General features: G+C 67.2%; 21 protein-coding genes. 8 read left to right on the plus strand and 13 right to left on the minus strand.

Annotated features, from left to right (window positions below; all coding sequences use genetic code 11):
* Positions 1–440: 440 nt before the first annotated feature.
* Positions 441–1,916: an NAD-dependent succinate-semialdehyde dehydrogenase gene (locus tag G0A00_RS03235; RefSeq protein ID WP_164178629.1), complete on the minus strand. Its 1,476-nt coding sequence runs from the start codon at positions 1,914–1,916 to the stop codon at positions 441–443.
* 101 nt (positions 1,917–2,017) lie between these two features.
* Between G0A00_RS03235 and G0A00_RS03240 the strand changes: the two genes are divergently transcribed.
* Positions 2,018–2,815, plus strand: coding sequence for an alpha/beta hydrolase (locus G0A00_RS03240; protein WP_164178631.1), 798 nt, complete (start codon positions 2,018–2,020; stop codon positions 2,813–2,815).
* 42 nt (positions 2,816–2,857) lie between these two features.
* Here the strand turns inward: G0A00_RS03240 and G0A00_RS03245 are convergent, their stop codons facing one another.
* The gene (locus G0A00_RS03245) at positions 2,858–3,406 is read right to left on the minus strand and encodes a molybdopterin-dependent oxidoreductase (RefSeq protein ID WP_164178633.1); all 549 of its coding nucleotides are present in this window, start codon (positions 3,404–3,406) and stop codon (positions 2,858–2,860) included.
* A 249-nt stretch (positions 3,407–3,655) separates the two neighbouring features.
* Here G0A00_RS03245 and G0A00_RS03250 point away from each other — a divergent pair, with 249 nt between their 5' ends.
* Positions 3,656–5,815, plus strand: coding sequence for an esterase-like activity of phytase family protein (locus G0A00_RS03250; RefSeq protein ID WP_164178635.1), 2,160 nt, complete (start codon positions 3,656–3,658; stop codon positions 5,813–5,815).
* 114 nt (positions 5,816–5,929) lie between these two features.
* Here the strand turns inward: G0A00_RS03250 and G0A00_RS03255 are convergent, their stop codons facing one another.
* Positions 5,930–6,829 (minus strand): LysR family transcriptional regulator, encoded by a 900-nt coding sequence (locus G0A00_RS03255; RefSeq protein WP_203595257.1) that lies wholly within the window; start codon positions 6,827–6,829, stop codon positions 5,930–5,932.
* Positions 6,830–6,938: 109 nt separating this feature from the next.
* Here G0A00_RS03255 and G0A00_RS03260 point away from each other — a divergent pair, with 109 nt between their 5' ends.
* Together G0A00_RS03260 and G0A00_RS03265 are read left to right on the plus strand one after the other, a co-directional pair.
* The gene (locus tag G0A00_RS03260) at positions 6,939–7,970 is read left to right on the plus strand and encodes an NAD(P)-dependent alcohol dehydrogenase (protein ID WP_164178637.1); all 1,032 of its coding nucleotides are present in this window, start codon (positions 6,939–6,941) and stop codon (positions 7,968–7,970) included.
* Positions 7,971–8,050: 80 nt separating this feature from the next.
* Positions 8,051–9,055, plus strand: coding sequence for an endonuclease/exonuclease/phosphatase family protein (locus tag G0A00_RS03265; RefSeq protein ID WP_164178639.1), 1,005 nt, complete (start codon positions 8,051–8,053; stop codon positions 9,053–9,055).
* 85 nt (positions 9,056–9,140) lie between these two features.
* Here the strand turns inward: G0A00_RS03265 and G0A00_RS03270 are convergent, their stop codons facing one another.
* From G0A00_RS03270 to G0A00_RS03295, 6 genes are all read right to left on the minus strand, one after another.
* Positions 9,141–9,617, minus strand: coding sequence for an Hsp20 family protein (locus G0A00_RS03270; RefSeq protein ID WP_164178641.1), 477 nt, complete (start codon positions 9,615–9,617; stop codon positions 9,141–9,143).
* Positions 9,618–9,775: 158 nt separating this feature from the next.
* On the minus strand, positions 9,776–10,606 hold the full coding sequence (locus tag G0A00_RS03275) for a serine protease (protein ID WP_164178643.1): 831 nt from the start codon (positions 10,604–10,606) through the stop codon (positions 9,776–9,778).
* Entirely contained in the window at positions 10,603–11,382 is a 780-nt protein-coding gene (locus G0A00_RS03280) for a serine protease (protein WP_237220206.1), read from the minus strand. The genes G0A00_RS03275 and G0A00_RS03280 overlap by 4 nt, the downstream gene beginning before the upstream one ends.
* Before the next feature lie 93 nt (positions 11,383–11,475).
* Positions 11,476–12,780, minus strand: a complete 1,305-nt coding sequence (gene glcF, locus G0A00_RS03285) for a glycolate oxidase subunit GlcF (protein WP_164178659.1) — start codon at positions 12,778–12,780, stop codon at positions 11,476–11,478.
* Between the two features lie 14 nt (positions 12,781–12,794).
* On the minus strand, positions 12,795–13,883 hold the full coding sequence (locus G0A00_RS03290; protein WP_164178661.1) for an FAD-binding protein: 1,089 nt from the start codon (positions 13,881–13,883) through the stop codon (positions 12,795–12,797).
* A 104-nt stretch (positions 13,884–13,987) separates the two neighbouring features.
* Entirely contained in the window at positions 13,988–15,436 is a 1,449-nt protein-coding gene (locus G0A00_RS03295; RefSeq protein ID WP_164178663.1) for an FAD-linked oxidase C-terminal domain-containing protein, read from the minus strand.
* Between the two features lie 131 nt (positions 15,437–15,567).
* Here G0A00_RS03295 and G0A00_RS03300 point away from each other — a divergent pair, with 131 nt between their 5' ends.
* The 3 genes from G0A00_RS03300 to G0A00_RS03310 all read left to right on the plus strand — a co-directional run bounded on the left by G0A00_RS03300 (position 15,568) and on the right by G0A00_RS03310 (position 17,100).
* Positions 15,568–15,978, plus strand: coding sequence for a CopD family protein (locus tag G0A00_RS03300; protein ID WP_164178879.1), 411 nt, complete (start codon positions 15,568–15,570; stop codon positions 15,976–15,978).
* Positions 15,979–15,980: 2 nt separating this feature from the next.
* Complete coding sequence (locus G0A00_RS03305) at positions 15,981–16,685, plus strand: DUF599 domain-containing protein (protein WP_164178665.1); 705 nt, start codon at positions 15,981–15,983, stop codon at positions 16,683–16,685.
* A 61-nt stretch (positions 16,686–16,746) separates the two neighbouring features.
* The gene (locus tag G0A00_RS03310; protein ID WP_164178667.1) at positions 16,747–17,100 is read left to right on the plus strand and encodes a hypothetical protein; all 354 of its coding nucleotides are present in this window, start codon (positions 16,747–16,749) and stop codon (positions 17,098–17,100) included.
* Here G0A00_RS03310 and G0A00_RS03315 read toward each other — a convergent pair whose 3' ends face one another.
* From G0A00_RS03315 to G0A00_RS03330, 4 genes are read right to left on the minus strand one after another with little or no spacing between them, the layout of a single operon-like run.
* The gene (locus G0A00_RS03315; protein ID WP_164178669.1) at positions 17,101–19,143 is read right to left on the minus strand and encodes a glutamine amidotransferase; all 2,043 of its coding nucleotides are present in this window, start codon (positions 19,141–19,143) and stop codon (positions 17,101–17,103) included. It lies immediately after the preceding gene.
* A 37-nt stretch (positions 19,144–19,180) separates the two neighbouring features.
* Complete coding sequence (locus tag G0A00_RS03320; RefSeq protein WP_164178671.1) at positions 19,181–21,982, minus strand: DUF4159 domain-containing protein; 2,802 nt, start codon at positions 21,980–21,982, stop codon at positions 19,181–19,183.
* Positions 21,979–22,857 (minus strand): DUF58 domain-containing protein, encoded by an 879-nt coding sequence (locus tag G0A00_RS03325; protein WP_164178673.1) that lies wholly within the window; start codon positions 22,855–22,857, stop codon positions 21,979–21,981. The genes G0A00_RS03320 and G0A00_RS03325 overlap by 4 nt, the downstream gene beginning before the upstream one ends.
* Entirely contained in the window at positions 22,854–23,855 is a 1,002-nt protein-coding gene (locus G0A00_RS03330) for a MoxR family ATPase (RefSeq protein ID WP_066103111.1), read from the minus strand. The genes G0A00_RS03325 and G0A00_RS03330 overlap by 4 nt, the downstream gene beginning before the upstream one ends.
* 57 nt (positions 23,856–23,912) lie before the next feature.
* On the opposite strand from G0A00_RS03330, the gene G0A00_RS03335 reads away from it, so the two are divergent.
* Complete coding sequence (locus G0A00_RS03335) at positions 23,913–24,515, plus strand: DUF1285 domain-containing protein (RefSeq protein WP_203595258.1); 603 nt, start codon at positions 23,913–23,915, stop codon at positions 24,513–24,515.
* Position 24,516: the final 1 nt, after the last annotated feature.

Raw genomic sequence — 24,516 nt, forward strand, 5'->3', positions numbered from 1 at the left:
TCCTTTGGATGCGGAGGGGCGGAACCCGACCCTGCCGCAGAGACAAAGCAAGGTCCCGGCGTTCAGGACGGTTGTGTCTTTGGATGATGGGAACTCACCCGGTGACAGGGCGTGCCAAACGGCACCGGCGACGCCATCGCCTGCCCGACGCCGAAGATGCTGCGGGCTGGCGGTTTTGGCAAGAGCGCTGTTTCACGTGGAGCGTTCCGCTGCGTCCACCAGAGGCTGGTGAGGGGCGCGACGCTGAGGGAGCCGGGCACGCGTCGGCCTGTGGGATGGCGATGCGGCCTTCGGGGTCTGCACTTTATCGCAGCCACATCCGCATGATGCCTGTGCGGTCCCTGCCAACGCAAAAGCGCCAGCCCGTGGGGACGGGCCGGCGCTTGCCCGGCGGCTTCGCCTCGATTCCGGGCTGGCTTATGAGGGCTGCCCGAGCCGCCTCATACGCTCAGGCAGACGTATTTCATCTCGAGGTAATCCTCGATGCCGTGGTGGCTGCCCTCGCGGCCGAGGCCGGACTGTTTGACGCCGCCGAAGGGGGCAAGCTCGGTCGAGATGAGGCCGGTGTTGACGCCGACGATGCCATATTCCAGCGCCTCGGCGACCTTGTATACGCGGCTCAGGTCGTTGGCGTAGAAGTAGGAGGCAAGGCCAAAGATCGTGTCATTGGCCATCTCGATCACCTCGTCCTCATTCTCGAATTTGAACAGCGGCGCGAGCGGGCCGAAGGTCTCTTCGGTGGCGAATTTCATCTCGCGCGTGGCGCCGGTGACGATGGTCGGACCAAAGAACTGCCCCTGCAGCTCATGCGCCTCGCTGCCGAGGATCACCTTGGCGCCCTTTTCCTTGGCGTCGGCGATATGCTCTTGTACCTTGTCGATCGCCTTGGAGGTGATCAGCGGGCCAAGATCGGTGCCCTCTTCCAGCCCGTCGCCGACCTTGAGCTTGGCCACCTCGGCGGCGAGCTTCTCGGCGAAGGCATCATAGACCCCGGCCTGCACGTAGATACGGTTGGCGCAGACGCAGGTCTGGCCGTTGTTGCGGAACTTGCAGGCGATGGCACCCTGCACCGCTTCGTCGAGATCGGCGTCGTCGAAGACGATGAAGGGCGCGTTGCCGCCCAGCTCCATCGAGCATTTCATCACCTGATCGGCGCCCTGCCGCAGCAGGATGCGGCCCACTTCGGTGGAGCCGGTGAAGGTCAGCTTGCGCACCTTGGGGTTTTCGCAGAACTCCTTGCCCGCTTCCGAGGCCGAGGAGGTCGGCACCACGTTGAACACGCCCGCCGGGATGCCTGCGCGCTTGGCCAGAACCGCCAGCGCCAGCGCCGACAGCGGGGTTTCCGAAGCCGGGCGCGCGACGAAGGAACAGCCCGCCGCCAGCGCCGGACCGGCCTTGCGGGTGATCATCGCGTTGGGGAAGTTCCACGGGGTGATCGAGGCGGCAACGCCAATGGGCTGCTTGAGCACCATGATGCGCTTGTCGCGGGCGTGGCCGGGAATGGTCTCGCCGTAGACCCGCTTGGCCTCTTCGCCAAAGAACTCGATGAAGGACGCACCATAGGCGATCTCGCCCTTGGCCTCGGCCAGCGGCTTGCCCTGTTCGGCGGTCATGATGGTGCCTAGATCGTCTTGGTTCTCCATGATGAGGTCGAACCATTTGCGCAGCACCTGCGCGCGCTCTTTGCCGGTCCATTGCGCCCAGCTTTTCTGCGCGATGTAGGCGCCGTCGATGGTGCCGGCGATCTGGGCGCGGCTGAGGTCGGCGACCTTGGCGATCACGTCGCCGCGCGCGGGGTTGGTCACGTCAAATTCGCCGTCGGCGCCGGTGATCCATTCGCCGTTCACGAAGGCGCGGGTCTCGAGCAGCGTGGGATCCTTCAGCAGCCCGGGAAGGTTGGTGGTCTGGTCGAGCATGAGAGCCTCCTTGATTCGTATCGCGCGCTCCGCCGCGTTTTCTGCTGCGGCGGTCGGCGCATCTGTTATTCCCGAGTTTAGTACGAGAACGGAGAAAGACGATGGACCTTAGCGACGCATATGCCAATGCAGCTCATATCGAGGGGGCGGCGGATTACCCGCCACGCTGGTCGGTGGCGGCGGAGGTCTTTCGGGGCGAGATGCGGGCTGCGGGGCGGCTGCGCAGCCTCTCCTATGGCGAAGGCGAGCGGCAGGCGCTCGATCTGTTCCTGCCCGAGGCCACGCCGCGCGGGCTCGTCGTTTTTGTGCATGGCGGCTATTGGCTGAAGTTCGACCGCTCGGTCTGGTCGCATCTGGCCGCCGGACCGCTGGCGCAGGGCTGGGCGGTTGCGATGCCGTCTTATGATCTCTGCCCCGACGTGCGGATCAGCGAGATCACCCGGCAGATCGCCGCTGCGGTCACCGTGGCGGCGGGCGAGGTGGCCGGGCCGCTGCGTCTGACGGGGCATTCCGCCGGGGGCCATCTGGTCGCGCGGATGCTGGCGCCGGGCCTGTTGCCTGCCCCGGTGGCCGAGCGGATCGCTGGCGTGGTGCCGATCTCACCGCTCTCGGACCTTGCGCCGCTGATGCAGACCGACATGAACGCCGGGCTGCAGCTGGATGCGGCGGAGGCCGAGGCCGAGAGCCCCATCCATCAGCCCGCGCCGCAGGTGCCGGTGACGGTCTGGGTCGGCGGTGACGAGCGTCCGGTGTTTCTCGATCAGGCGCGCTGGTTGGGCGAAGCGTGGAGCGGGGGCGACTGCGACGTGGTGATCGACCCGGGCCTGCATCATTTCAACGTGATCGACGGGCTGGCCGAGGCCAGCAGCCCGCTCTGCCGGGCAGTGACCGGAGACTGACGCAAGCAAGGGCGCGCGTGCCGCGCCCTCACTCTGCCCGCTTTATTCTGCCAGTTGCACGATCTGCAGAAGCTGCCAGACCGTCATATTGTGCACCGGCTCGATGTCCAACTCGGGGTGTTCATCGTAGGGGAACATCACCCAAAGCGGGCCGTTGTTCTCGAGCGGGAAGGGCTCGCCGTTCACCCGCGTCGTGACGATCGGATAGGCGTCGGTCAGATATTGGGCGTTCTCGGTCAGGTCGATCTTTGCGTGATAGCCGTCGTCGGCGACAAACTCGATCATCCCGCCGTTTGCAGGATCGGGCAGACCCGCTTCTTTCAGAACGTCGATCAGCAGCGGGCCGCTGAAGCTCTGCTCTTCCCAAGTCCATTGGGTTTCGGTGCTGAACTCATGCTGCGGGAGCGCTTCCAGCGCCTCGCGGTCGAGCGCGGTTTCCACGCCCTCTGCGGTGATCACCGTGAGCAGGGTTTCCGACGCCAAAGCAGGGACGGCGATCCCCGAAAGCGCGATAAATGCCGAAAATGCGGCAGCCGTTTGCCGGAGGCTGGAAAAGCAGGCCAAAGGCGGGATGGGAAATGCAATCGACACATCAAATCTCCTTCGTGACTTCAAAAGTTTAGGGCCAAGACTCGAGCCATGGAACGGGGCGCCGCGCCGCACCCATTAATTGTTGTTAATTCCCCTAGGCGTAGCCTGATTCTTCGGCATTTTGAGGGCCTTCCGAGAGGCTGGGTAGGCAGGTATTTGCCGTAGCGTCATCAAGGCGTCATACGGACATCACGCGCGCGTTACATTGCGGCCCCATGGCGGTGCGGACCGATAACAGGGGGACGTCACATGACCATCCGCACGCTGTGCCTGACCTCGGCGCTGGCGCTTTTCGCCGGTGCCGCGCAGGCCGAGATGAATTTCAACCGCATTGCCAGCTTTGCCACGCCCGAGAACATGGCCGAAGGCGAGGACCGCGCGCGCGTGACCTCGGCCGAGATCATCTACGCCTCGGAAGACGGCAACACGCTGGTCTATACCGACAGCCCGCTGGGCGTGATCGGCCGTATCGACATCACCGACCCGCGCGCGCCGAAGCCGCTGGGTAACATCGAGATGGGCGGCGAGCCTACCTCGGTGGCCGTTGCGGGCGACACCGCTTTTGTGGGTGTGAACACCTCCGAGAGCTACACGGCGCCTTCGGGCAAACTCGAGATGGTGAACATGCAGAGCGGCGAGATCGTCGGCGAGTGTGACCTTGGCGGCCAGCCCGACAGCCTCGCGCTGTCCAAGGACGGCAGCTTTGTCACCGTGGCGATCGAGAACGAGCGTGACGAAGACGCCGGCGATGGCCGGGTGCCGCAGATGCCTGCGGGCTATGTGGCGATCCTCGACGTGGTGGATGGCGCGGCGCAGTGCGACAGCCTTGTGAAGGCGGATGTCACCGGCCTTGCCGAGATCGCGCCGGAAGACCCCGAGCCCGAGTTCGTCGATGTGAACGGCGCCGGTGAGATCGTGGTCACCCTGCAAGAGAACAACCACATCGTGGTGCTGAACAAATCGGGTGAGGTGCTCAGCCACTTCTCGGCGGGCAGCACGGACCTGACCGAGATCGACGCCACCGACGAGCGCGGCGCGCTGATCTTCACCGAGAGCCAGGAAGGTCGCCTGCGCGAGCCCGACTCGGTGCAATGGCTGGATGACGAGCACTTCGCCATCGCCAATGAGGGCGACATGGACGGCGGCTCGCGCAGCTTCACGGTCTTCAACAAAGACGGCACCGAGGTCTACGACAGCGGCAACACCTTCGAACACGCGGTGGTTCAGGTCGGCCACTACCCGGACAAGCGCTCGGACGCCAAGGGTGCCGAGCCCGAGGGTATGGAGTTCGCGACCTTTGACGGCACGCCCTATATGATCCTGCTGTCCGAGCGCGGCTCGGTCGCGGCGGTCTATGACATGACCGACCCCGCCGCCCCGGTGCTCAAGCAAATGCTGCCCTCGGGCATCGCCCCCGAAGGCGCTGTGGCCATCCCGCAGCGCAACCTGCTGGTCACCGCCAACGAAGAAGACCTGATCGAAGACGGCGGCGTGCGCGCCCATGTGATGATCTACGAGTATGCCGAGGGCGCGGCGATGTACCCGACGCTGACCTCCGAAGGCGCGGATGAGCTGATCGGCTGGGGCGCGATCTCGGGCATGGTCGCGGGCGATGACGGCATGGTCTACGCGGTCAACGACAGCTTCTACGGCTTTCAGCCGCGCATCTTCACCATCGACCCCTCGTCGAAACCGGCACGCATCACCAAGGCGCTCGACGTGACCCGTGCGGGCCGTCCGGCGCAGAAGCTCGACCTCGAGGGTATCACGCTCGACGGCGAGGGGGGCTTCTGGCTCGCCTCTGAGGGCAATACCGCGAAGCTGATCCCGCATGCGCTCTATCACGTGAGCGCCGAGGGGGAGATCGAAGAAGAAGTCGGCCTTCCGGCAGAGCTGCTGGCGCAGGAGAAGCGCTTTGGCTTCGAGGGCATCACCATGGTGGACGGCACGCTTTGGATGGCCGTGCAGCGCGAGTGGACCGGCGATCCGGAAAACCACGTGAAGCTTGTCTCCTACAATCCCGAGACCAAGGAATGGGGCGCCGTGCTCTATGCCAAGGCCGCGCCCGAAAAGGGCTGGGTCGGACTGTCGGAGATCACCGCGCATGGCGATTTCGTCTATGTGGTGGAGCGTGACAACCAGATCGGTGCCGCTGCGGTCACCAAGAAGGTCTATCGCATCCCGCTGGCAGAGATGGTGGCGGCCCCGCTGGGCGGCGATCTGCCGGTTGTGAGCAAGGAAGAGGTGCGCGACCTGATCCCCGACCTCAAGGGCTGGGGCGGCTATGTGGTCGACAAGGTCGAAGGGCTCGCCATCGCAGAGGATGGCACCGCCTATGTCTCGACCGACAATGACGGTGTCGATGACAGCTCGGGCGAGACCTTCTTCTGGAGCTTCAAGCTCGACTGATTCGGCGTCTTGTTGAGCTTGAAGGGCGCCGTGCGGGAGACCGTGCGGCGCCTTTTCTATGCGTTGCGCGGCGTGGGAACGTCGCGCCATGCGTATTTTTAAAGAGAAGAAGCGTCAGGGGCTGCGCAGCAGCGGTGGGATCAGCTCGGCCAGCAGGTCGAAGACGAGGCGGATGCGGCGGGAGCTGTGCAACTCGCGGTGCGCGACCAGCCAGACCGGGAAAGGGATCTCGAGGTCCGGCAGCGCGCGGCGCAGGCGCGGGTCGGCGTCGCCGAGACCAAGCGGGCCGACACCGATGCCGAGACCGGCGCGGGTCATCTCCCAGTGCACGAGGTGGCTGGAACTGATCAGGGGGAAATTCGCCTCGGTGACCGGGATGCCGAGGCCCTTCAGAAAGCTCATATGCGGGCCGGGATCCTCGAAGGCGATGAATTCGGCCGCTGCGAGATCGGGCAGCGCCTTGAGCGGCGGCAGCTTAGCGAGATAGGCCTTTGTGGCGTAGAAGCTGCCGCGATCCTCGGCGATCTTGCGGGCGATGAGGTCGGGCTGTTCGGGGCGGGCGTTGCGCAGGGCGATATCCGCCTCGCGCCGCTTGAGATCGCGGATGGCGTTGGAGGCGAGCACCTCGATGGTCAGCCCCGGCGCGGCGGCGCGGATCTGCGGCAGCACCTGTGGCAGCAGCCAGCCGGCGTAGATCTCGGAGGCGGTGATCGTCACATGACCCGCGATCTGCTGCTGCTGGCCCGAGGCGACGCGCGACAGGTGCTCTGCCGCTTCGCCCATGGCCCGCGCGTGTTCGGCCAGTTGCAGGCCCGCCTCGGTCAACTGCAGCCCGGTCCCGTGCCGTTCGAAGAGCGTGAGGCCAAGCTCTGCCTCCAGCGCCGCCACCTGCCGCCCCAGCGTCGGCTGGCTCATCCCCAGCGCGCGGGCCGCCGCGGAGAGCGAGCCTTCCTCGGCGGTGGCCAGAAAGCCCCGCAGCCGGTTCCAGTCGAAACGCAATCCCTGCCAATCCATGCGTATTTGTATGGGGTGTCTGCGATATGGGTCAATATTCATGCGTCACCGCAGCGGGTAACTTGCGGGCATCTCGTCTCATCGCATCTCGCTTCAAGGAAGGCCCGTCATGAAAGCCGTCACCGCCCGCCGCTATGGCCCCGCCGAAACCCTGCGTGTCGAAGAGCTGCCGCGCCCCGTGCCGGGGCCGGGGGAGGTTCTGATCCGCGTCCATGCCGCCTCTGTCACCACCGCCGACTGGCGGCTGCGCGCGGCGGCGTTTCCCGGCGGGCTGGCGCTGATCGGGCGGCTGGTGGCGGGCCTGTGGAAGCCGCGCCATCTGGTGCCCGGTTCGGACGTGGCGGGCGAGATCGTCGCGCTGGGCGCGGGGGTGCAGGGGTTTGCCGTGGGGCAGCGCGTGCTGGCGGTGCTCGGCCACGGCGGCCACGCCGACTATGCGCTTGCCAAGGCCAGCGGCGCGCTGGTGCCGATCCCCGTGGGCATTGGCTATGACGCTGCCGCCGCGCTGCCTTTTGGCGCGCTGACCGCATTGGAGTTCCTGCGCGAGGTGGCGCGGGTGCAGCCCGGGCAGCGCGTGCTCATCCTCGGGGCCTCGGGCGGGGTCGGGGCCTATGCGGTGCAGATCGCCGCCGCACTGGGGGCCGAGGTCACCGCGGTGGCGGGGCCGGGGCGCAGAGAACTGCTCATGGGGCTCGGCGCGTCGGAGGTGCTGGATTACACCTGCGAGCGCCCTGGCGGGCGGTTCGATCTGATCTTTGACACGGTGGGCGCGCTGGACTGGCCGCGCAGCCGCCGCCTGCTTTCGCCGCAGGGGCTGTTCCTGCCGCTGAACTTCGGCCTGCGCGAGCTGTGGCATCTGCTGCGCGCCAAGCTCGCGGGTGGCCCGCGGCTCCGGCTTCATGTCAGCGGCGACAGCCGTGCCGCGCTTGAGGCCCTGCTAGAGATGTGGCGCGCGGGGCAGCTGACGCCGGTGATCGGGGCGCGCTTTCCGCTCGCGCAGATCGTGCAGGCCCACCAATTGGTCGAGACCCGGCACCGGGCGGGCGCGGTGATCCTGCAGGTGGCTGCGGAGTCGCCCGGATCCGCAAGCGGCGCTATGCTGGCGGAGAAAGCCACGCGCCTGCCGGATCAGGTGGCGTGACGCATCCGGGGTTCACAGCGCTGCCATAGAGCCATTGTTCTATAACAGCGATCTTGCCGTCATATCTGGGAGGGGACGTGATGAAGGTGATGAACTGGAACATCGAATGGATGAACAACTGGTTCTCGGGAAATCACGAGCCCAGATGGGGGAGCGGGTCGCTGAGCGCCGAGGAGGCGCAGCGTGTGGCCGAGAAGGTTGCGCGGGTGATCCGGCGCACCAGTCCCGATATCCTCTGCGTGCAGGAAGGGCCGAGCGCCGCGCAGGAGATGCAGCTCTTTCTCGACGATCATCTGTCTGACGGTGGCGCGCCGCTCTACGAGGCGCTGATCGGCAAGGCGGGCGGGGCGCAGAAGCTTTATGTGCTGCGCAAGCTGGGCGGTGCCGCCGAGATCATCGACCATGCCACCGACCCGCTCACGCTGGCGCTGGAAGACGTGTGGCGGGCGGATGTGGACGGTGACCTGCTGCTGCAGCCCTATGATTTCACCCGCGTGCCGATGGTTGTGGATGTGAAACCGGCGGAGGGCGTGCCCTTCCGGATCGTGGTGCTGCACACGAAATCGAAATATGTGCACAACGGGCAGGTGCTGTTCAACGATCCGGCGCGGCGGCAGGAGTTCATTGCCGCGGCGATGAAGGCACGGCGGCGGATCGCGGCGGAAGGCTTTCGCCTGAGAACCTATCTCGATGAGCTCATCAAGGCGAATGGCGACGAGCGGGTGATCGTCACCGGCGATTGGAACGACGGCCCGGGCCCCGATTTTTTCGAGCGGCAATATCTGTCGCACAATATCGCGGACATCGTGCTTGGAAGCACCTTCTACCCGGAACTGATCTTTCAACACCCGATCCTGAGACATGTCTCTCCGGCGCTGCAATTCACCGCGCGGTTTGACGATTTCGTCGACAACGTGCGGGACCGGCCGCTGCTGCTGGATCATTTCGCGGTCTCGCCAGCACTGGCCGCAGAGGTCGTGGACGCGGGGATCGCGCATGATGCGTTCGAGGATGAGATCGACGGATCCGGTTCGGCGCGGGTGCAGCGGGCCAGCGATCACCGTCCGATCTGGCTGGAGATTTAGGGCGCGGCCAGAGTGCCCGCTCACCAGAACATGCAAAAAGGCCCCGGTGCGTCCACCGGGGCCCTAGGGCGTCAGAGTGCGGTGATCAGTTCACCGACTTGCTGTCGACCACGTCCTTTTCGATCGCTTGGGTCCGCTGCGGGCGGGCGATGGCGATGCGGCGGGGTTTCAGCGCCTCGGGAATTTCGCGGCGCAGGTCGATGTGCAGCATGCCGTTCTCGTGGGTCGCGCCTTCGACGCGCACGTGATCGGCAAGGGTGAAGCGGCGCTCGAAGGCGCGGGTGGCGATGCCACGGTGCAGATAGCTGCGGCCTTCGCCCTCGTCGGACTTCTTGGCCGAGACCACCAGCGCGTGATCCTTCACCTCGACCGACAGATCCTCGTCGGCAAAGCCGGCCACGGCGATCGAGATGCGGTAGGCATCGTCGGCGGTCTTTTCAATGTTGTAGGGCGGATAGCTGGGCTGGGCCACGTCACTGGCCAGAACCCGGTCCATCATGTCGGCGATCTGGTCGAAACCGACGGTGGCACGATAGAGCGGGGCAAGATCGAAATGTCGCATGGGAATCCTCCGTTGAGCGATACCATCAAGTCGCGCCTTTCCTTGCGGAACAGGCGCTTAGGTTGGCCGGAGCCCTGTCTCAGGCGCCCCGGCAAACTTCAGATGGGGAGGGATTTTGCCGCTTTCAAGACCCTCGCGGCCCGGTCTGACAAACGCCGCTAGGGCCGCACGAAGCGAGCCCCGGTGCCATCGCGCCCGCCGCCCACGGTGATGCGCCGCGCGCCGCTGCTGGCGATGGGCCTCGCATCTTCATTGCGCAGCCGCGCGGCAAGCGCGGGCACCAGCGCCGAGATGCCGGGACCGAAGGCGGTCGCACCGCCAGAGGCCGAAATCCCCGAGGCCGAAATCACCGACAGGATGCGCAGCCGTCCGTTGTCGCGGTAAAAGACCGGCGCGCCGGAACTGCCGAAGGTCACATCGCAGTCGAACCCCAGCACGTCGTCGGCGTAATGCGCGGTGATGGCGCAGGACGGCTCGCGCGAAAGCACCTCCTCACGTCCCTGCCCGTAGGAAAGCACCGTCACCTCGGAACCGTCGGGCAGGTGATCGAGCAGCCGGAAGGGATCGGCCTCGGCGATGGTCACCGGCGCCTCGAGCTTCAGCAGCGCCACATCCAGCGCCACCATCTCATGGCTCGGCTTGGCGCGCCTTGCATAGCGCTCCGGCGTCACCCAGCGGCGCACGCGCTGCGCGACGATCTGCGTGCCGTGGTGGTACCCGGCGCGAAACGTCAGGCTTTCGGGCGGGCGCGGCGCGCCGTTTTCCTCAAATAGGCAATGGGCGGCGGTCAGCACGATGTCGCGCGCAATCAGCGCGCCGGTGCAGATCGAGTCCTTGCCCTCGACCCGGCCCACCGCTTCCCAGCCGAGTAACTCGCCACGCCGGTCGAGCACGTCGAAATTGGCACCGCCCCCTTCCGAGCCGGATTGCGCGCCCGCAAGCGCGGGCAGGCCGATCAGGGCGGCTGTCAGCAGGTAACGCAGCCTCATGGTTTGATGAACTTCGCGCCGGTGTCGCGGCGGCTGCCCGCGCTGAGCGGATTGAACACGTCATCCTCGTCAAGCGCCCCGCGCAGCCGCGCCAGAGGCGTATCAAGGCCGGTGGCCAGCGACACCGGCTCGCCGCCCGCCTGCGCCTTGGCCGAGATCACCGACACGATGCGCGGCGTGCCTTCGGCAAAGGAAAACACCGGCGATCCGGAACTGCCGAAATCCACCGAGCAATCGAGCACCAACATGCTGTCCTGCTTGTCGAGAACGCCGCAATAGTCCTGCAGCGAGGGCGCCTCCGAGCGGTCATGCGCGTAAGACACCACGCCCAGTTCGTCACCGGCCTCGGGCAGCGGGCCAAGGCCGAAAGGGGCGATGGCGCTGTTGCGGATCGGCAGCTGCAATTCGATCACCGCCACATCGTGCCGCACGCGCTCGGGGCTGGCGGGGGCCATGAAATCGTAATCTTCCAGCGCCACCGCGCGGCGCACCCGGCGGTAGGCGGCGGCTCGGCCATTGCGCCAGCCCGCAAGGAACTGGATCTGCTCGACCGGCACACGCGCGCCAGTGCTGGCGTCGAACAGGCAATGCGCCGCGGTCAGCACGAGGTCAGGGGCGATCAGCGCGCCGGTGCAAAAGGCTTTGCCGCCGATCTCGAGCCGACCGACGGCCTCCCAGCCCCGGCCATCCTCGCGGCTTTCCATGGAGAAGAGACCGCCGCTCTGTGCAAAGGCCGGCATGGCCAGCAGCAAGAGCAGCGCAATAAGGTATTTCACGCCGGTGACTCCCTGTTCGCCCCATCACGCTAGGGAACGTCTGAGGCGAAATTTGGGCGCAGGGCCGCTTTGGGCCGGTCCTCAGTCCGGGCTTCAGTCCACCTCGGCCAGCGCCCTCGGTTTCGGCCCGCCGGTGGCCCAGTCCAAAAGCTCCACCGTATGCACCACCGGCACGCCGGTGCCCGACCCGATCTGCATCATGCAGCCGATATTGCCCGCGGCGATCACTTGCGGCGCCTTCGCCTCCAGCGTGGCGACCTTGCGCGCGCGCAGCTGTTGCGAGATCTCCGGCTGCAGCAGGTTGTAGGTCCCGGCGCTGCCGCAGCACAGGTGGCTGTCGGCGGGTTCCACCACCTCGAAACCGGCCCGCTTGAGCAGGTCCTTGGGCGCGGATTTGACCTTCTGCCCATGCTGCAGCGAGCAGGCGGCGTGATAGGCCACGCGCAGGTCTTTCGGCGCGCCCGCCAGCATCTCGGCGGGAATCTCCAGATCGCGCAGCAGCTCGCTGATGTCCATCGCCTTGCCCGACACCTCCGCCGCCGCCGCCGCCAGCGGGCCATTGCGGAACATATGGCCATAGTCCTTCACCGTGGTGCCGCATCCCGAGGTGTTGATGACGATGGCATCCAGCCCCGCGCCGTCGATCTCGGCCTTCCACGCGTGGATGTTGGCCTCGGCAGAGCCATGCGCCTCGGCCTCGCGCCCCATGTGGTGGGTGAGCGCGCCGCAGCAGCCCGCGCCCTTGGCCACCACCACCTCGCAGCCAAGCCGCCGCAGCAGCCGGATGGTGGCGTCGTTGATGTCGGTGTTCAGCGCCTTCTGCGCGCAGCCGGTCATCAGCGCCACGCGTTTGCGCTGCGGCGCGGTGGCGGCAAAGCTCTGCGGATCGTCGTTGCGGCTGACCGGCGGGATGCGCTTGGGGGCCATCTCCAGCATCGCCTTCAGCCGCGCGTCGGGGATCAGCGCGGCAAAGGGCCGGCCCAGCTTGGCCGCCGCCAGCGCGAGGCGGAAGCGCGTGGGGTAGGGGATGATCCGCGCCAGCACCCAGCGCAGCGCCCGGTCGTGCCAGGGGCGGGTGTAGTTTTTCTCGATATAGGCGCGGGCATGGTCCACCAGATGCATGTAATGCACGCCCGAAGGGCATGTGGTCATGCACGACAGGCACGACAGGCAGCGGTCGATATGCTTGACGGTCTTCTCGTCCGGCACCCGCTCGTTCTCGAGCATGTCCTTGATCAGGTAGATGCGCCCGCGCGGGCTGTCGAGCTCATCGCCCAGCACCGCGTAGGTCGGGCAGGTGGCGGTGCAGAACCCGCAATGCACGCAGGAGCGCAGGATCTCGTTGGAGCGCTCGATGGCCGGATCGCGCAGCTGGTCGGGGGTGAAATTCGTCTGCATGTCTCTTCCTCGGCTCAGGCCATCAGGCCGGGGTTGAGCACCCCGCGCGGATCGAAGCGGGCGCGCAGCCCGGCGCTCAGCGCGGCGACCGGCGCCGGCTCGGGGTGGAAGGCGGGGGCGGCACCGCTGCCGCGAAGGCGCGTGGCATGGCCCGCGAAGGCCCCCAGCCGCGCGCGCGCATCCGTGCCCTCGGGCAGCAGCGCCCAGATCAGCCCGCCGCCCCAGTCGTATAGCAGCGCCTCGGCGCCAAGGGTCGCGGCCAGGTCCGGCGCGTCCGAGGGCTTGCAGGAGATGCGCCAGACATCCCCGGCGCGGCCCTGAAGCGGTGCCACATCGCGGATCCCGGCCCAATGCGCGGCGCCGTCTTCGGCCACATCGCCCGGAGTATCGGCAAAAAGCGCGCGCAGCTGCTCCAGCCGGTAGGCGACGGATTTCTCGAACCCCTCGATGCGCAGCGACGTCTGCCCGGCGGCGGGATCATGCGCCGCGCCGGTCACGTCGAAGGGCGAGCCGAGCGCTTTCGACATGGCCGCCACGGCTGCCACATCCGAAAGCCCCTGCAGCACCAGCGTGGCCGAGGTTTCGGGCCGGGGCAGCACCTTGAAGCTCACTTCCGTGAGCACGCCCAGAGTGCCATGGCTGCCCGCCATCAGCTTCACCAGATCATAGCCGGTGACGTTCTTCATCACCCGCCCGCCGTTCGACACCACAGTGCCCGCGCCATCGACAAACCGCACGCCAAGCAGGAAGTCGCGGCAGGCGCCCGAGGCGATGCGCCGCGGCCCCGAGGCGTTGGCAGCGGTGATCCCGCCAATGGTCGTTTCCCCAGTGCGCCCCAGCAGCGCGCGCAAGTCCGGCACTTCGAAGGGCAGTCGCTGGCCTTCGGCGTCCAGCGCGGCTTCGATCTCGCCAAGCGTCGTGCCCGCCTTGGCCATCAGCGTCAGCGCGCCGGGCTCGTAAAGCGTGATGCCGCTCAGCCCGCCGGTCTCCAATGCTTCACCCTCCGCCATGGCGATGGCGCGCGTGCCGCCGCCACGGATCGACAGGGCGCCATTCGCACCGGCAATGGCCTCGGCAAGCTCTGCCTCGGTCTCAGGTCTCATGCATCTTCCTCTTGGCAGAAATATCCCGGGGGTGCGGGGGCTGGCCCCCGCTTCATGCTGCGTGCGGGGGCTGGCCCCCGCTTTTTAGTGTGTGCGGGGCGCGCTCATTCGGCGGCCAGAGCCGCGCTGCGCCGCGCTTCCGAGGCGTCCAGCGGAAACACTTTGGCGGGGTTCAGCAGCCAGCCCGCGTCAAAGACATCCTTCACCGCCATCTGGGCCTCGAGATCGGCGGGCGCGTATTGCGTGTGCATCAGGTCGCGCTTCTCGATCCCCACGCCATGCTCGCCGGTCAGGCAGCCGCCGACTTCGACGCAGAGCTTCAGAATCTCCGCCCCGAGCCGCTCGCAGAGCTGCAGCTGGCCTTCCTCATTGGCGTTGAACAGGATCAGCGGGTGCATATTGCCGTCCCCGGCGTGAAAGACATTGGCCACCTTCAGGCCGAACTGCTCCGACAGCTCGCCGATGCGGCGCAGCACATAGGGCAATTCCGAGACCGGGATCGTGCCGTCGAGGCACATGTAATCGTTGATCTGCCCCATGGCGCCGAAGGCGGATTTGCGGCCCAGCCAGATGCGGCCCGCCTCGTCCTCGTCCTTGGCTTCGCGCAGCTCCACCGGGTTGTGGCGCTTGGCGATTTCGATGATCTTCTCCAGCTGTTCGGCGATCTCCGCCTCCGAGCCCTCGACCTCAACGATCAGCAGCGCTTCGCACATCGGGTATCCGGCGTGGGCAAAAGCCTCGCAGGCCTCGATGCAGGGGCGGTCCATGAACTCGATGGCCACCGGCAGCACACCCGCCTTGATGATGTCCGACACGCAGGCCCCGGCGACCTCGTTCGAGGCAAACCCCATCAGCACCGGGCGCGCGCCCTCGGGTTTGCGCAGGATGCGCAGGCTGGCCTCGGTGACCACGCCAAGCTGCCCCTCCGAGCCGCAGATGACGCCCAGAAGGTCCAGCCCCGGCGCATCCAGATGCGCGCCGCCCAGTTCGATCACCGTGCCGTCCATCAGCACCATGGTGACGCCCAGCAGGTTGTTGGTGGTCACCCCGTATTTCAGGCAATGCGCACCGCCCGAGTTCATCGCGATATTGCCCGCGATGGCGCAGGCCAGCTGCGACGAGGGGTCGGGCGCGTAAAAGAAATCCTCTTCGGCCACGGCACCGCTGACCGAGAGGTTGGTGCGGCCGGTCTGCACGCGGATCACCCGGTTGGCGTAATCGGTCTCGAGCACCTGGTTCATCCGCGCCACGCCAAGGATCACCGAATCCGCGGTGGGCAGCGAGCCCCCGGCGAGCGAGGTTCCCGCACCGCGCGGCACCACCGGCACGCCTTCTTCGTGGCAGATCTTCAGCACCGCCGAGACCTCTTCGGTGCTCGACGGCAGCACCGCGCAGAGCGGCGGGCAGCGATAGGCGGTCAGCGCGTCGCACTCATAGGCGCGGGTTTCGGCCTCCTCCGAGATCACCGCAGTGGCGGGCAGCACCTCAAGCAGGCGCGCGACGATCCGCGCCTTGCGGGCGAGGATGCTGGCATTGGGGGCTGGCATCTCCATCGGGGTCTCCTCCTCGAAATTGGTAAACTCATATAACCAATTCCACCCGAGGCCAAGAGATTTTGCCACAGCCCTTGCAGAGCCGCGTTGCGCCCCTTGCGCGGCGCGCGGGAATGGTAGCAGGTAAGCCCATGGACTGGCTGAAGATCATACATATTCTCTGCGTCATGGGGTGGATGACCTCCATCTTTGCCGTGCCGCGCGCGCTGATTTACTGGAAGCGCGATTACGCCACGACCGGCGCCTTCGGCCCGCTCGGCGATCTGACCTATCGGCTCTACCGCTTCTCGGCGGGGCTGGCGGTGATCGCGGTGATCACCGGGCTCTGGCTGGGCGTGCTCTGGGGCTTTCCGGCATGGCTGCACGCCAAGATCGGCCTCGTGCTGCTGCTGGCGGCGCATTACATCTGGACCGGCGTTCTGGTCGGTCGCGCCAAGCGCGGCGAGTTCCGCGAGTCGGATATGTTCCTGCGCATCTTCAACGAGATCAGCGTGGTCGGCACGATCGCCATCCTGTGGCTGGTCGTGGCCAAGCCGTTCTGACCATGGGTCCTTGGCTCGACACGCTCACCTCGTTTTCGCCGGTTGATTTCGCCGGTGTTGCGCTGCTGCTGATCTGCTGGCTGGGCGGCTCGTGGTTCATCGAGAATCCGCCCAAACGCCGCCCGTCGGTGACCGTGCTGATGGCGCGCTACCGGCGTCAGTGGATGAAGCATTTCGTCACCCGCCAGCCGCGCATCTTCGACTCGCAGATCGTCGGCAGCCTGCGGCAGAGCACTGCGTTCTTTGCCTCCACCTCGATGATCGCCATCGGCGGGATTTTCGCGCTTTTGGGCAATCCCGAGCAGGTGCGCGGCGTCGCTGAGGATCTCTCGGCGGGGGGCGACGCGCCTGCGATCGTCTGGGAGGCCAAGCTGCTGCTGATCCTCGTGTTCGCGGCCAATGCCTTCCTGAAATTCGTCTGGTCGAACCGGCTTTTCGGCTATTGCTCGGTGATGATGGGCGCCACACCCAACGACAACAGCGCCACCGCCTATGCCCGCGCCGCCAAGGCCGCCGAGATCAATATCTTTGCCGCGCGCAGCTACAACCGCGGGCTGCGCTCGGTCTATTTCGGCATCGGATCGTCGGCATGGCTGCTGGGGGCTTGGCCGCTGGTGGTGGCGGCGCTGGTCACGCTTGGTGTGATCCTGCGGCGAGAGTTCACCTCGCAGTCGCGCGAGGTGCTGCTGGCGGCTGAGGACGAGTAGGCAAAAGCCTTCGAAGGCTTTTGCAAATCTCTTCGAAGAGATTTGTGCCATACTGCCGCGCATGAAACCCGTCTTTGTCCTGCTGCTCAGCCTTGCGGCGACGCCGCTTGCCGCCGCTGACCCCGAGGTGCTGGCGGCCGAAGCCCGCCGCGCGGGGGAGGGTTGGAGCTTTGCGGTCACGCTGGCCCATCCCGATACCGGCTGGGAGCATTACGCCGATGGCTGGCGGATCGAGGATGAGGTGGGCACCGCGCTCGGCACCCGCGTTCTGGCGCATCCGCATGAGACCGAGCAGCCCTTCACCCGCAGCCTGTCCGGTGTCGCTGTCCCCGCGGGGACAGCGCGCGTCTACATCCGCGCGCGCTGCCTGATCGATGGCTGGAGTGACACCCGCCTGCCGCTGGATCTGCGCTGATCAGCGCCTCCCCTCGCGCAGCCACGCCCCGACGATGAAGCCCGCCGCCAGCAGCAGCGTCAGCCACGCGGGAAGCAGCGGAATGCGGGTCACATCCATGGTCTCGAACGCCTCGCGCGGGGTGATGCCCATCCAGCCGCGACCGGCGGCGGGACGCCCGGCGCTGATCGTGCGGATGTTGGGCAGACCGTCTTCGATCCGCGCCTCGCCGCCGCGCAGCGAATCCACCACCGGCTGCAGCGCCTCGCCACTGGCGATGGTCTGCTCGAACTCGCGCGGTGCCGCCGGTCCGAGGCCGATGACCGCTTCCTGCTCGCCTTCCTTGAGGCGGTAGAGCCCGATTTCCGGCCCTTGATAGATCGCCTCAAACCGCCCGGGCGAAACCTCTTCCAGCGGCACTTGCTCTTCGGTGCCATCGGGGCGGGTCACGGTGACCGCGCCGACGCCCTCTTCCAGCGTGCGGCGGATGATGCGCATGGACTGGCCGGTGGCCTCGGCCCAGAGCGCCTCTTCCTCAAGCTCGGGCTCTTTCATCATCCAATGCGCCAGACGCCGCAGCAGGTCGAGTTGCGGCCCGCCGCCCTCGAAGCCGCGCGACCAGAGCCAGGCCTGATCGGAGGCGATGAGCGCCACGCGCCCCTCGCCAACCCGGTCGAGCACCAGCAGCGGCTGGTCTTCGGCGCCCGACATCACAACCTCCGCGCCCTCGTTCGGCGTCACCTCGACCTGCCGCATCCAGCGGCCCCAGCTGTCCGCGCCGGTGAGCCCGGCGGTGACCGGGTGACGCTCGCCAAGCTCGGTGACCGTCGGGCGGTAGCCTTCGTCGATGACACGGGCGGTGGGCTCGGCGGGCAGGATCTCGGACAGGGGCGAGCGGTAGATGGAATCGGCGCTGGCGAAATCGGGGCCGGCGGCGACCAGCACGGCGCCGCCGTTCTCGACGTAGTTGCGCACGTTGTCGAGGTAGATGGCGGGCAGGATGCCGCGGCGCTTGTAACGGTCGAAGATGATCAGGTCGAAATCCTCGATCTTCTCGAGGAAGAGCTCGCGCGTCGGGAAGGCGATGAGCGACAGTTCAGTCACCGGCACGCCATCCTGCTTTTCCGGCGGGCGCAGGATGGTGAAATGCACTAGGTCGACGGAGCTGTCTGATTTCAATAGGTTACGCCATGTCCGGCTGCCGGAATGCGGCTCTCCCGAGACCAGAAGAACGCGCAGGCGGTCGCGCACGCCGTTGATCTGCACCAGCGCTGTGTTGTTACGGTCGGTAAGCTCGCCCGCGCCCTCGGGCACGGTAAACTGGATCACGTTGAGCCCGCCATGGGGCAGGGTGACCGGCAGTTCGATGTCCTGACCGAGCGGCACGCGGAAGCTTTCGGGCTCGGCGCCGTCGACCGAGATCTGCAGGTCCGTCTCGCTTTCCCGTGGCGCGGCGCCATCATCCTCGACCCGCAGCGTCAGGGTGACCGGCTCGCCGAGGATGGCGAAGGCCGGGGCGTTCTTGACGATCAACCGGCGGTCCCAGTCGGTCTCGCGCCCGGTGAGCAGCAGGTGCAGAGGCGCGGGAAGTGAGGGCGCGCGTTCCAGATCGTGCAGCCGCCCATCCGACAGCAGAAAGATACCGGCGATGCGGCCGCGTGGTTCTTCGGCCAGCGCCTCCGACAGGGCGGTCATCAGCAGCGTGCCGCTGTCGCCATCGCCATCGGGCACGGTGATGCGCCGCACTTCGGTGTTGGGCCGGGCGGCGAGCCGCGCTTCCATCGCGTCGGCGGCCTCGGAGGTGGTCTCCAGCCGGTCGCCAAGGCGCTGCGAGGCGCTCTGGTCTTCGAGCATCAGCACGATGTCCGAAAGCGGCGCGCGGTCCTCTTCCTGAAACGACGGTTGGGTGAGGGCCGCCACCAGCACCAGCCCGGCGCAGAGCCGCAGCGCCCAGCCGGGCATGCCGCGCCAGAGCGCCAGCAGCACCGAAGCCAGCGCCAGAACGCCAAGCCCGGCGATCAGCGGCCAAGGCAGAAGCGGGTCGAAGACGATTTCGCCGGTCATGAAGCCTGCCTGTTCATTGTCCCATATGCCGCGCGCATCATTGGCCGAGCCTGTCGAGCAGCGCCGGGACGTGCACCTGATCCGATTTGTAGTTGCCGGTCAGCACATGCATCACGAGGTTCACCCCGAAACGGTAGGCGATCTCGCGCTGACGTTCGCCAGCAAAGCCCGAACCGATGCGCACCAGCGGGTTGCCGCGCGGGTCCACCGCCCATGCGGCGGCCCAATCGTTGCCGCCGATGACCACCGGGGTGACGTTGTCGTTAAGGTTGCGGAAGGGCATGCCCTCGATCAGTTCGGCATCGGGCGGCGCGGCCTCGACCCAGACGTCGCGGCTGGTGTAGCGGCCGGGGAAATCCTGCAGCAGATAGAAGGTGCGGGTGAGCACATGGTCCTGTGGCACCGGTTCCAGCGGCGGAATGTCGAGCGGGGCGGCGATCTCACGCAGCTTGCGGCCCTCGGGCGAGGCGGCGCCAAAGCCCGCCACATCGGCGTCGCGCGTGTCAAAGAGGATCATCCCGCCCGAGCGCAAATATTCGTTGAGCTTGGCATAGGCGGCGGGCGAGGGCGTGGGCTGCGACGGCACGATCGGCCAGTAGAGCAGCGGGAAGAAGGCGAGCTCGTCTGTCTCGAGATTGACCGCCATGGGATCAGAGGGCTCGACCGAGGTGCGGAAGAACAGCGTGTCCGACAGGCCACGCAGCCCGGCCTGCGCCAGATCGTCCACCTGCGCGTCGCCGGTGATCACATGCGCCAGCGTCAGCTCTCCGGTGGCGGCCTCGGCAAAGGCGTCCGCCTCGGCGCTGCTGCGCTGGCTCTGCTGGGCCTGTGCGGTTCCGGGCGCAGCGAGCGCACCGAGTGCCAGCGCCAGAAGCACCGCGGCGGCGGTGCCGCTGGGCCGGGCGCCGCGCAGCCGTCCGGACAGCGCCAGCGAGGCGATGACATCGGCCAGAAGCAGCGCGATGGCGAGGGCCAGCAGCCAGCCCGCGAGCGGGGTTTCCTGCGGGCGGCTCAGCCCTTCGACCGGCACCGTGTCGGGCCAGGTGGCGGGCTGCAGAACGGTCTCGGCGGTGACGACATTGCGCGCAAGGCTGCGCTCTTCGCCCTGATAGAGGCCGGGGCGCAATTCGGGGCCGAGCGGATCGGTGAGCAGCGTCTCGCCAGCGACGCCGGGCAGGGTGCCCGCGTCGGTGACCGCGCCGAAACCGTCGAGCACGCGCAGGGGCTGCCACATGGTGCCTGCAAGATCGGCGGGCTCGGGCGTCGCGGGCATGGCCGAGATCGCCAACCGCTCGAGCATCTGCACGAAAAGACCCGAGAGCGGCAGCGTCGACCATTCGGCATTGGCGGTCACATGGAACAGCACCACTTGCCCGGCGCCGACGCGCTTGCGGGTGACCAGCGGGGTGCCATCGGTGAGCTGCGCGATCACCCGGTCGGCCAGCGTCGGATCGGGCTGCGCCATAACCTGACTGGTGACGCTGACATCCTCGGGGATCTGCAGCCCTTCGAACGGGCTCCCGGCGGGGAAGGGCGCTAATGTCTTGGGCTCGCCCCAGCTCATCGCGCCGCCGACCGAGCGCCCACCCGCGCGCAGGCGCACGGGCATCAGCGGGTCTTCGCGGTCGCGCGACAGGTTGGAGGCGGCGAGGCGCGGCCCGGCGAAGCGCAGCAGCGTGCCGCCGTTCTGCAGCCATTCGGTGACCCCGTCGGTTTCGGCGGGGCTGAGCGTGGCCACATCCGCAAGCGCGATCACGTCGGGATTGGCGGGCAGCACGTCGGTCAGCGCGCCGTCGAGGATATCGACGTCCTGCTCCAGCGCCTTGTGCAGGTAGTAGAGCGGCGACAGCAGCTCCAGCCCCTCGCGGTTCTCATTGCCTGCGATCAGCGCCACTTCGCGGCGGCGCAGGCTGTCATCGGGCAGGCTGACCGCGCCAGCGTTGCGGGCGCCGTCGATCTCGAACCTTGTGATGCGGGCGCGCAGTTCGGCGGGCAGCGAGAGGTCGAGCGTGCCCTCGGTGGCGCCAGCCTCGAAGGTCAGCGGCGCGCGCACAAGAACGGCGGGGTTGCCCGCCGGGTCGAGCCCATGCCCGGCGATCGAGATCTCGCGTTCCGCACCGCCATGCAGGCGGCGCGCGGTGATCTGAACATTGCCGTCGGCAAAGGTGGGGGGCAGCAGGGCGGTGAGGTTGCGCGGGCTTTCGAAGACGGTGACCTGCCCGTGATCCATCAGCGCGTTCAGCAGCGGCTCGCGGCTGTCGCGGGCGAGCCCGTCGGACATCCAGTAACTGTCGAAATCCTGCTCGGGCAGCAGCGCCATGGCGCGGGAGGTCTGGGCGTCGCCCGGCTCCCAGGGTTCGGGCTGCAGGCCGCCAAGACGGCTGCGCAGCACGGCGGCCTCTTGGAACTGCGGCGCCTCGGGTTCGGTCAGGCGCAGGATGGCCACGGGGCGTGTCTCGCGCTCGGCCCGTGCCAGCAGCGCGTCGAGCGCCGCCTCGCGGGCACGCCAGTCCGAGGCCGAGGACCAGCTGGCATCCATCACCACCAGCAGCGGCCCGGTGCCCGCGGCCTGCGCGTCGTCTTCGGGGTTCAGGATCGGCCCGGCGAGGCCGATGATCACCGCCGCTACCGCCAGCATCCGCAGCAGCAAAAGCCACCACGGCGTGCGGTCGGTGACCTGATCGTCATCCTTGAGACCCAGCAGCAGCACCACGCCGGGAAACAGCCGGCGGATCGGCGCGGGCGGCACCGCGCGCAGGATCACCCAGAGCACCGGCAGGGCCAGCAATCCAAGCGACAACCAAGGGGCCGTGAAGCCCAGGGGGCCGAGAACGGTCATCCGTGCCCTCCGTCCATCGCGCGGTACACCCACAGCAGGGCGTTCTGCGCGCTGTCACTGGTATGATGGCATAAAAACTGCCAACCCGTTAAGCGGGCAAGATGTGCAAGCCGCGCCTTACGCTCGGCCAGCCGTTCCAGATAGCGCTCGCGAAGGTCGCCCGCCTTCAGCGTCTCATGCGCCAAGGTCTTGCCGACGCTTTCGAAAATCGTGCGCCCTTTGAACGGAAAGCTTTCCTCCGAGGGGTCGAGCACCTGCAGCAGCACACCGCGCACGCCGCGGTCGGCGGCTTTGGTCAGCGCCGCCTCGACGGGGTCCAGATCACTTAGGAAATCGGACACGAACATGGCGCGGGCGTGGGGGATCATGCCGCGCGCCTCGGGTTCGGAATAATCCTCGGTGCCGTCTTCGCTCATCGCCTCGGCGAGCCGGAGGATCTGCACATCGCCATTGCGCGGCGGCAGCGACCAGCCGGTGAACCCCACACGCTCGCCGCCGCGGATCAGCAGGATGGCCGCCGACAGCGCGATCAGCCGGGCGCGGTCGCCCTTGCTTGGCAGGTCCTTGTTCGACGAAAACCGCATCGACGCGCCGGTATCGACCCAGAGCTGCACGCTTTGCGCGATTTGCCATTCGCGCTCGCGCACGAACTGCTCGTCGCCACGGCCCGAGCGCCGCCAGTCGATGCTGCGGTAGGTGTCGCCGGGGCGCAGCGGGCGGTATTGCCAGAAGTCATCCCCCAGCCCCGAGCGGCGGCGGCCGTGTTCGCCCAGCAGGACGGTGCCCGCCAGATGCTCGGCCCTTGCGAGCAGCGCGGGAAAGCGGCTGGCCTCTTCCTGTGCGCTCTGCCGGAGCTGGGCAATGGGCGTGATCAAGCCGCAGCCTCGGAGGGCGTGAGCGTGGCGCAGACCTCGTCGATGATCGCGCCCAGATCCTCGCCGCGGGCGCGGGCCGAGAAGGTCAGCGCCATGCGGTGGACCAGCACCGGGCGGGCCATGTCGATCACATCCGAGGGCGAGGGCGCGAGACGCCCCTGCAGCAGCGCACGCGCGCGCACGGTGAGCATCAGCGCCTGCGCGGCGCGCGGGCCGGGGCCCCATGCCACGGTGTCGCGCACGCGGGCCGAGGCCGAGGGATCGCCGGGACGGAAGGCGCGCACCAGATCGAGGATCATCTCGACCACCGCATCGCCCACGGGCATCCGCCGCAGCAGGTGCTGCGCGGCCATCAGCGCGGCGGGATCGAACACCTGATGCGCCTGCGCCTCTTCGGTGCCGGTGGTGGCGAGCAGGATGTCTTTCTCGGTCTTGCGGTCGGGATAGGCCACGTCGATCTGCACGAGGAAACGGTCAAGCTGCGCCTCGGGCAGCGGGTAGGTGCCCTCTTGCTCGATCGGGTTTTGCGTGGCGAGCACGTGGAACGGCAGATCCAGCGTGCGGGTTTCGCCGCCGATGGTCACCGATTTCTCCTGCATGGCCTGCAGCAGCGCCGACTGGGTGCGCGGCGAGGCGCGGTTGATCTCGTCGGCCATCAGCAGCTGGCAGAAGATCGGCCCCTGCAGGAACTTGAAGGCGCGGCTGCCGTCGGCGGCGGTTTCCAGAACCTCCGAGCCGAGGATGTCGGCGGGCATCAGATCGGGGGTGAACTGCACGCGGTTGCCATTGAGGCCCATCACCGTCGAGAGCGTTTCCACCAGACGCGTCTTGCCGAGGCCGGGCAGGCCGATGAGCAGCGCGTGACCGCCGCAGAGCAATGCGGCAAGGGTCAGGTCCACGACCCTCTCCTGTCCGATGAAGCGCCGGGTGATCGCCGTCTTGGCTTCGGCGAGCTTTTCTTCCAGCGCCTCAATCTCGGCAACCAGGTCTTCGGCCATGGGGGAGACTCCCTTGCGTAAATCCTTTACCAAGCGAGTGTATCGCGGGGGTGGAAAATGGCAAAAGTAATGCGCACACAAAATTACGTGACTCCCTCTGCCGAGGGCATAGCTGCTGCAGCGCGCGCCGCTTCGGGGCGTGGGCTGCCGCCCGTGGAGCGGTGGAATCCGCCGTTCTGCGGCGATCTCGACATGCGAATTGCCCGTGACGGCACGTGGTTTTACCTCGGAACGCCGATCGGACGCTTCGAACTGGTGAAGCTTTTTTCGTCGATTTTGAGAAAAGACGGCGAGAAATACTTCCTCGTGACCCCGGTCGAGATGGTCGGGATCACCGTCGATGATGCGCCGTTCGTCGCCATCGACTTCGAAGCGGAAGGCGCGGGCAGCGATCAGGTGCTGACCTTCCAGACCCATGTGGGCGATTTCGCCGTGGCCGGGCCAGAGCATCCGATCCGCGTGGTGCGCGATCCGCAAAGCGGCGAGCCGTCGCCCTATATCCACGTGCGCGCCAACCTTGAGGCGCTGATCGACCGCAAGAGTTTCTACCGGCTGGTCGAGCTTGGCGCCCATCACGAGCATGAGGGCGCGCGCTGGTTCGGGCTATGGTCGTCCGGGGAGTTCTTTCCGATGATTCCGTCGCAGGAGCTTGAGGGCTGAG

Source organism: Salipiger sp. PrR002 (assembly GCF_010500775.1).
Lineage (GTDB): Bacteria > Pseudomonadota > Alphaproteobacteria > Rhodobacterales > Rhodobacteraceae > Salipiger.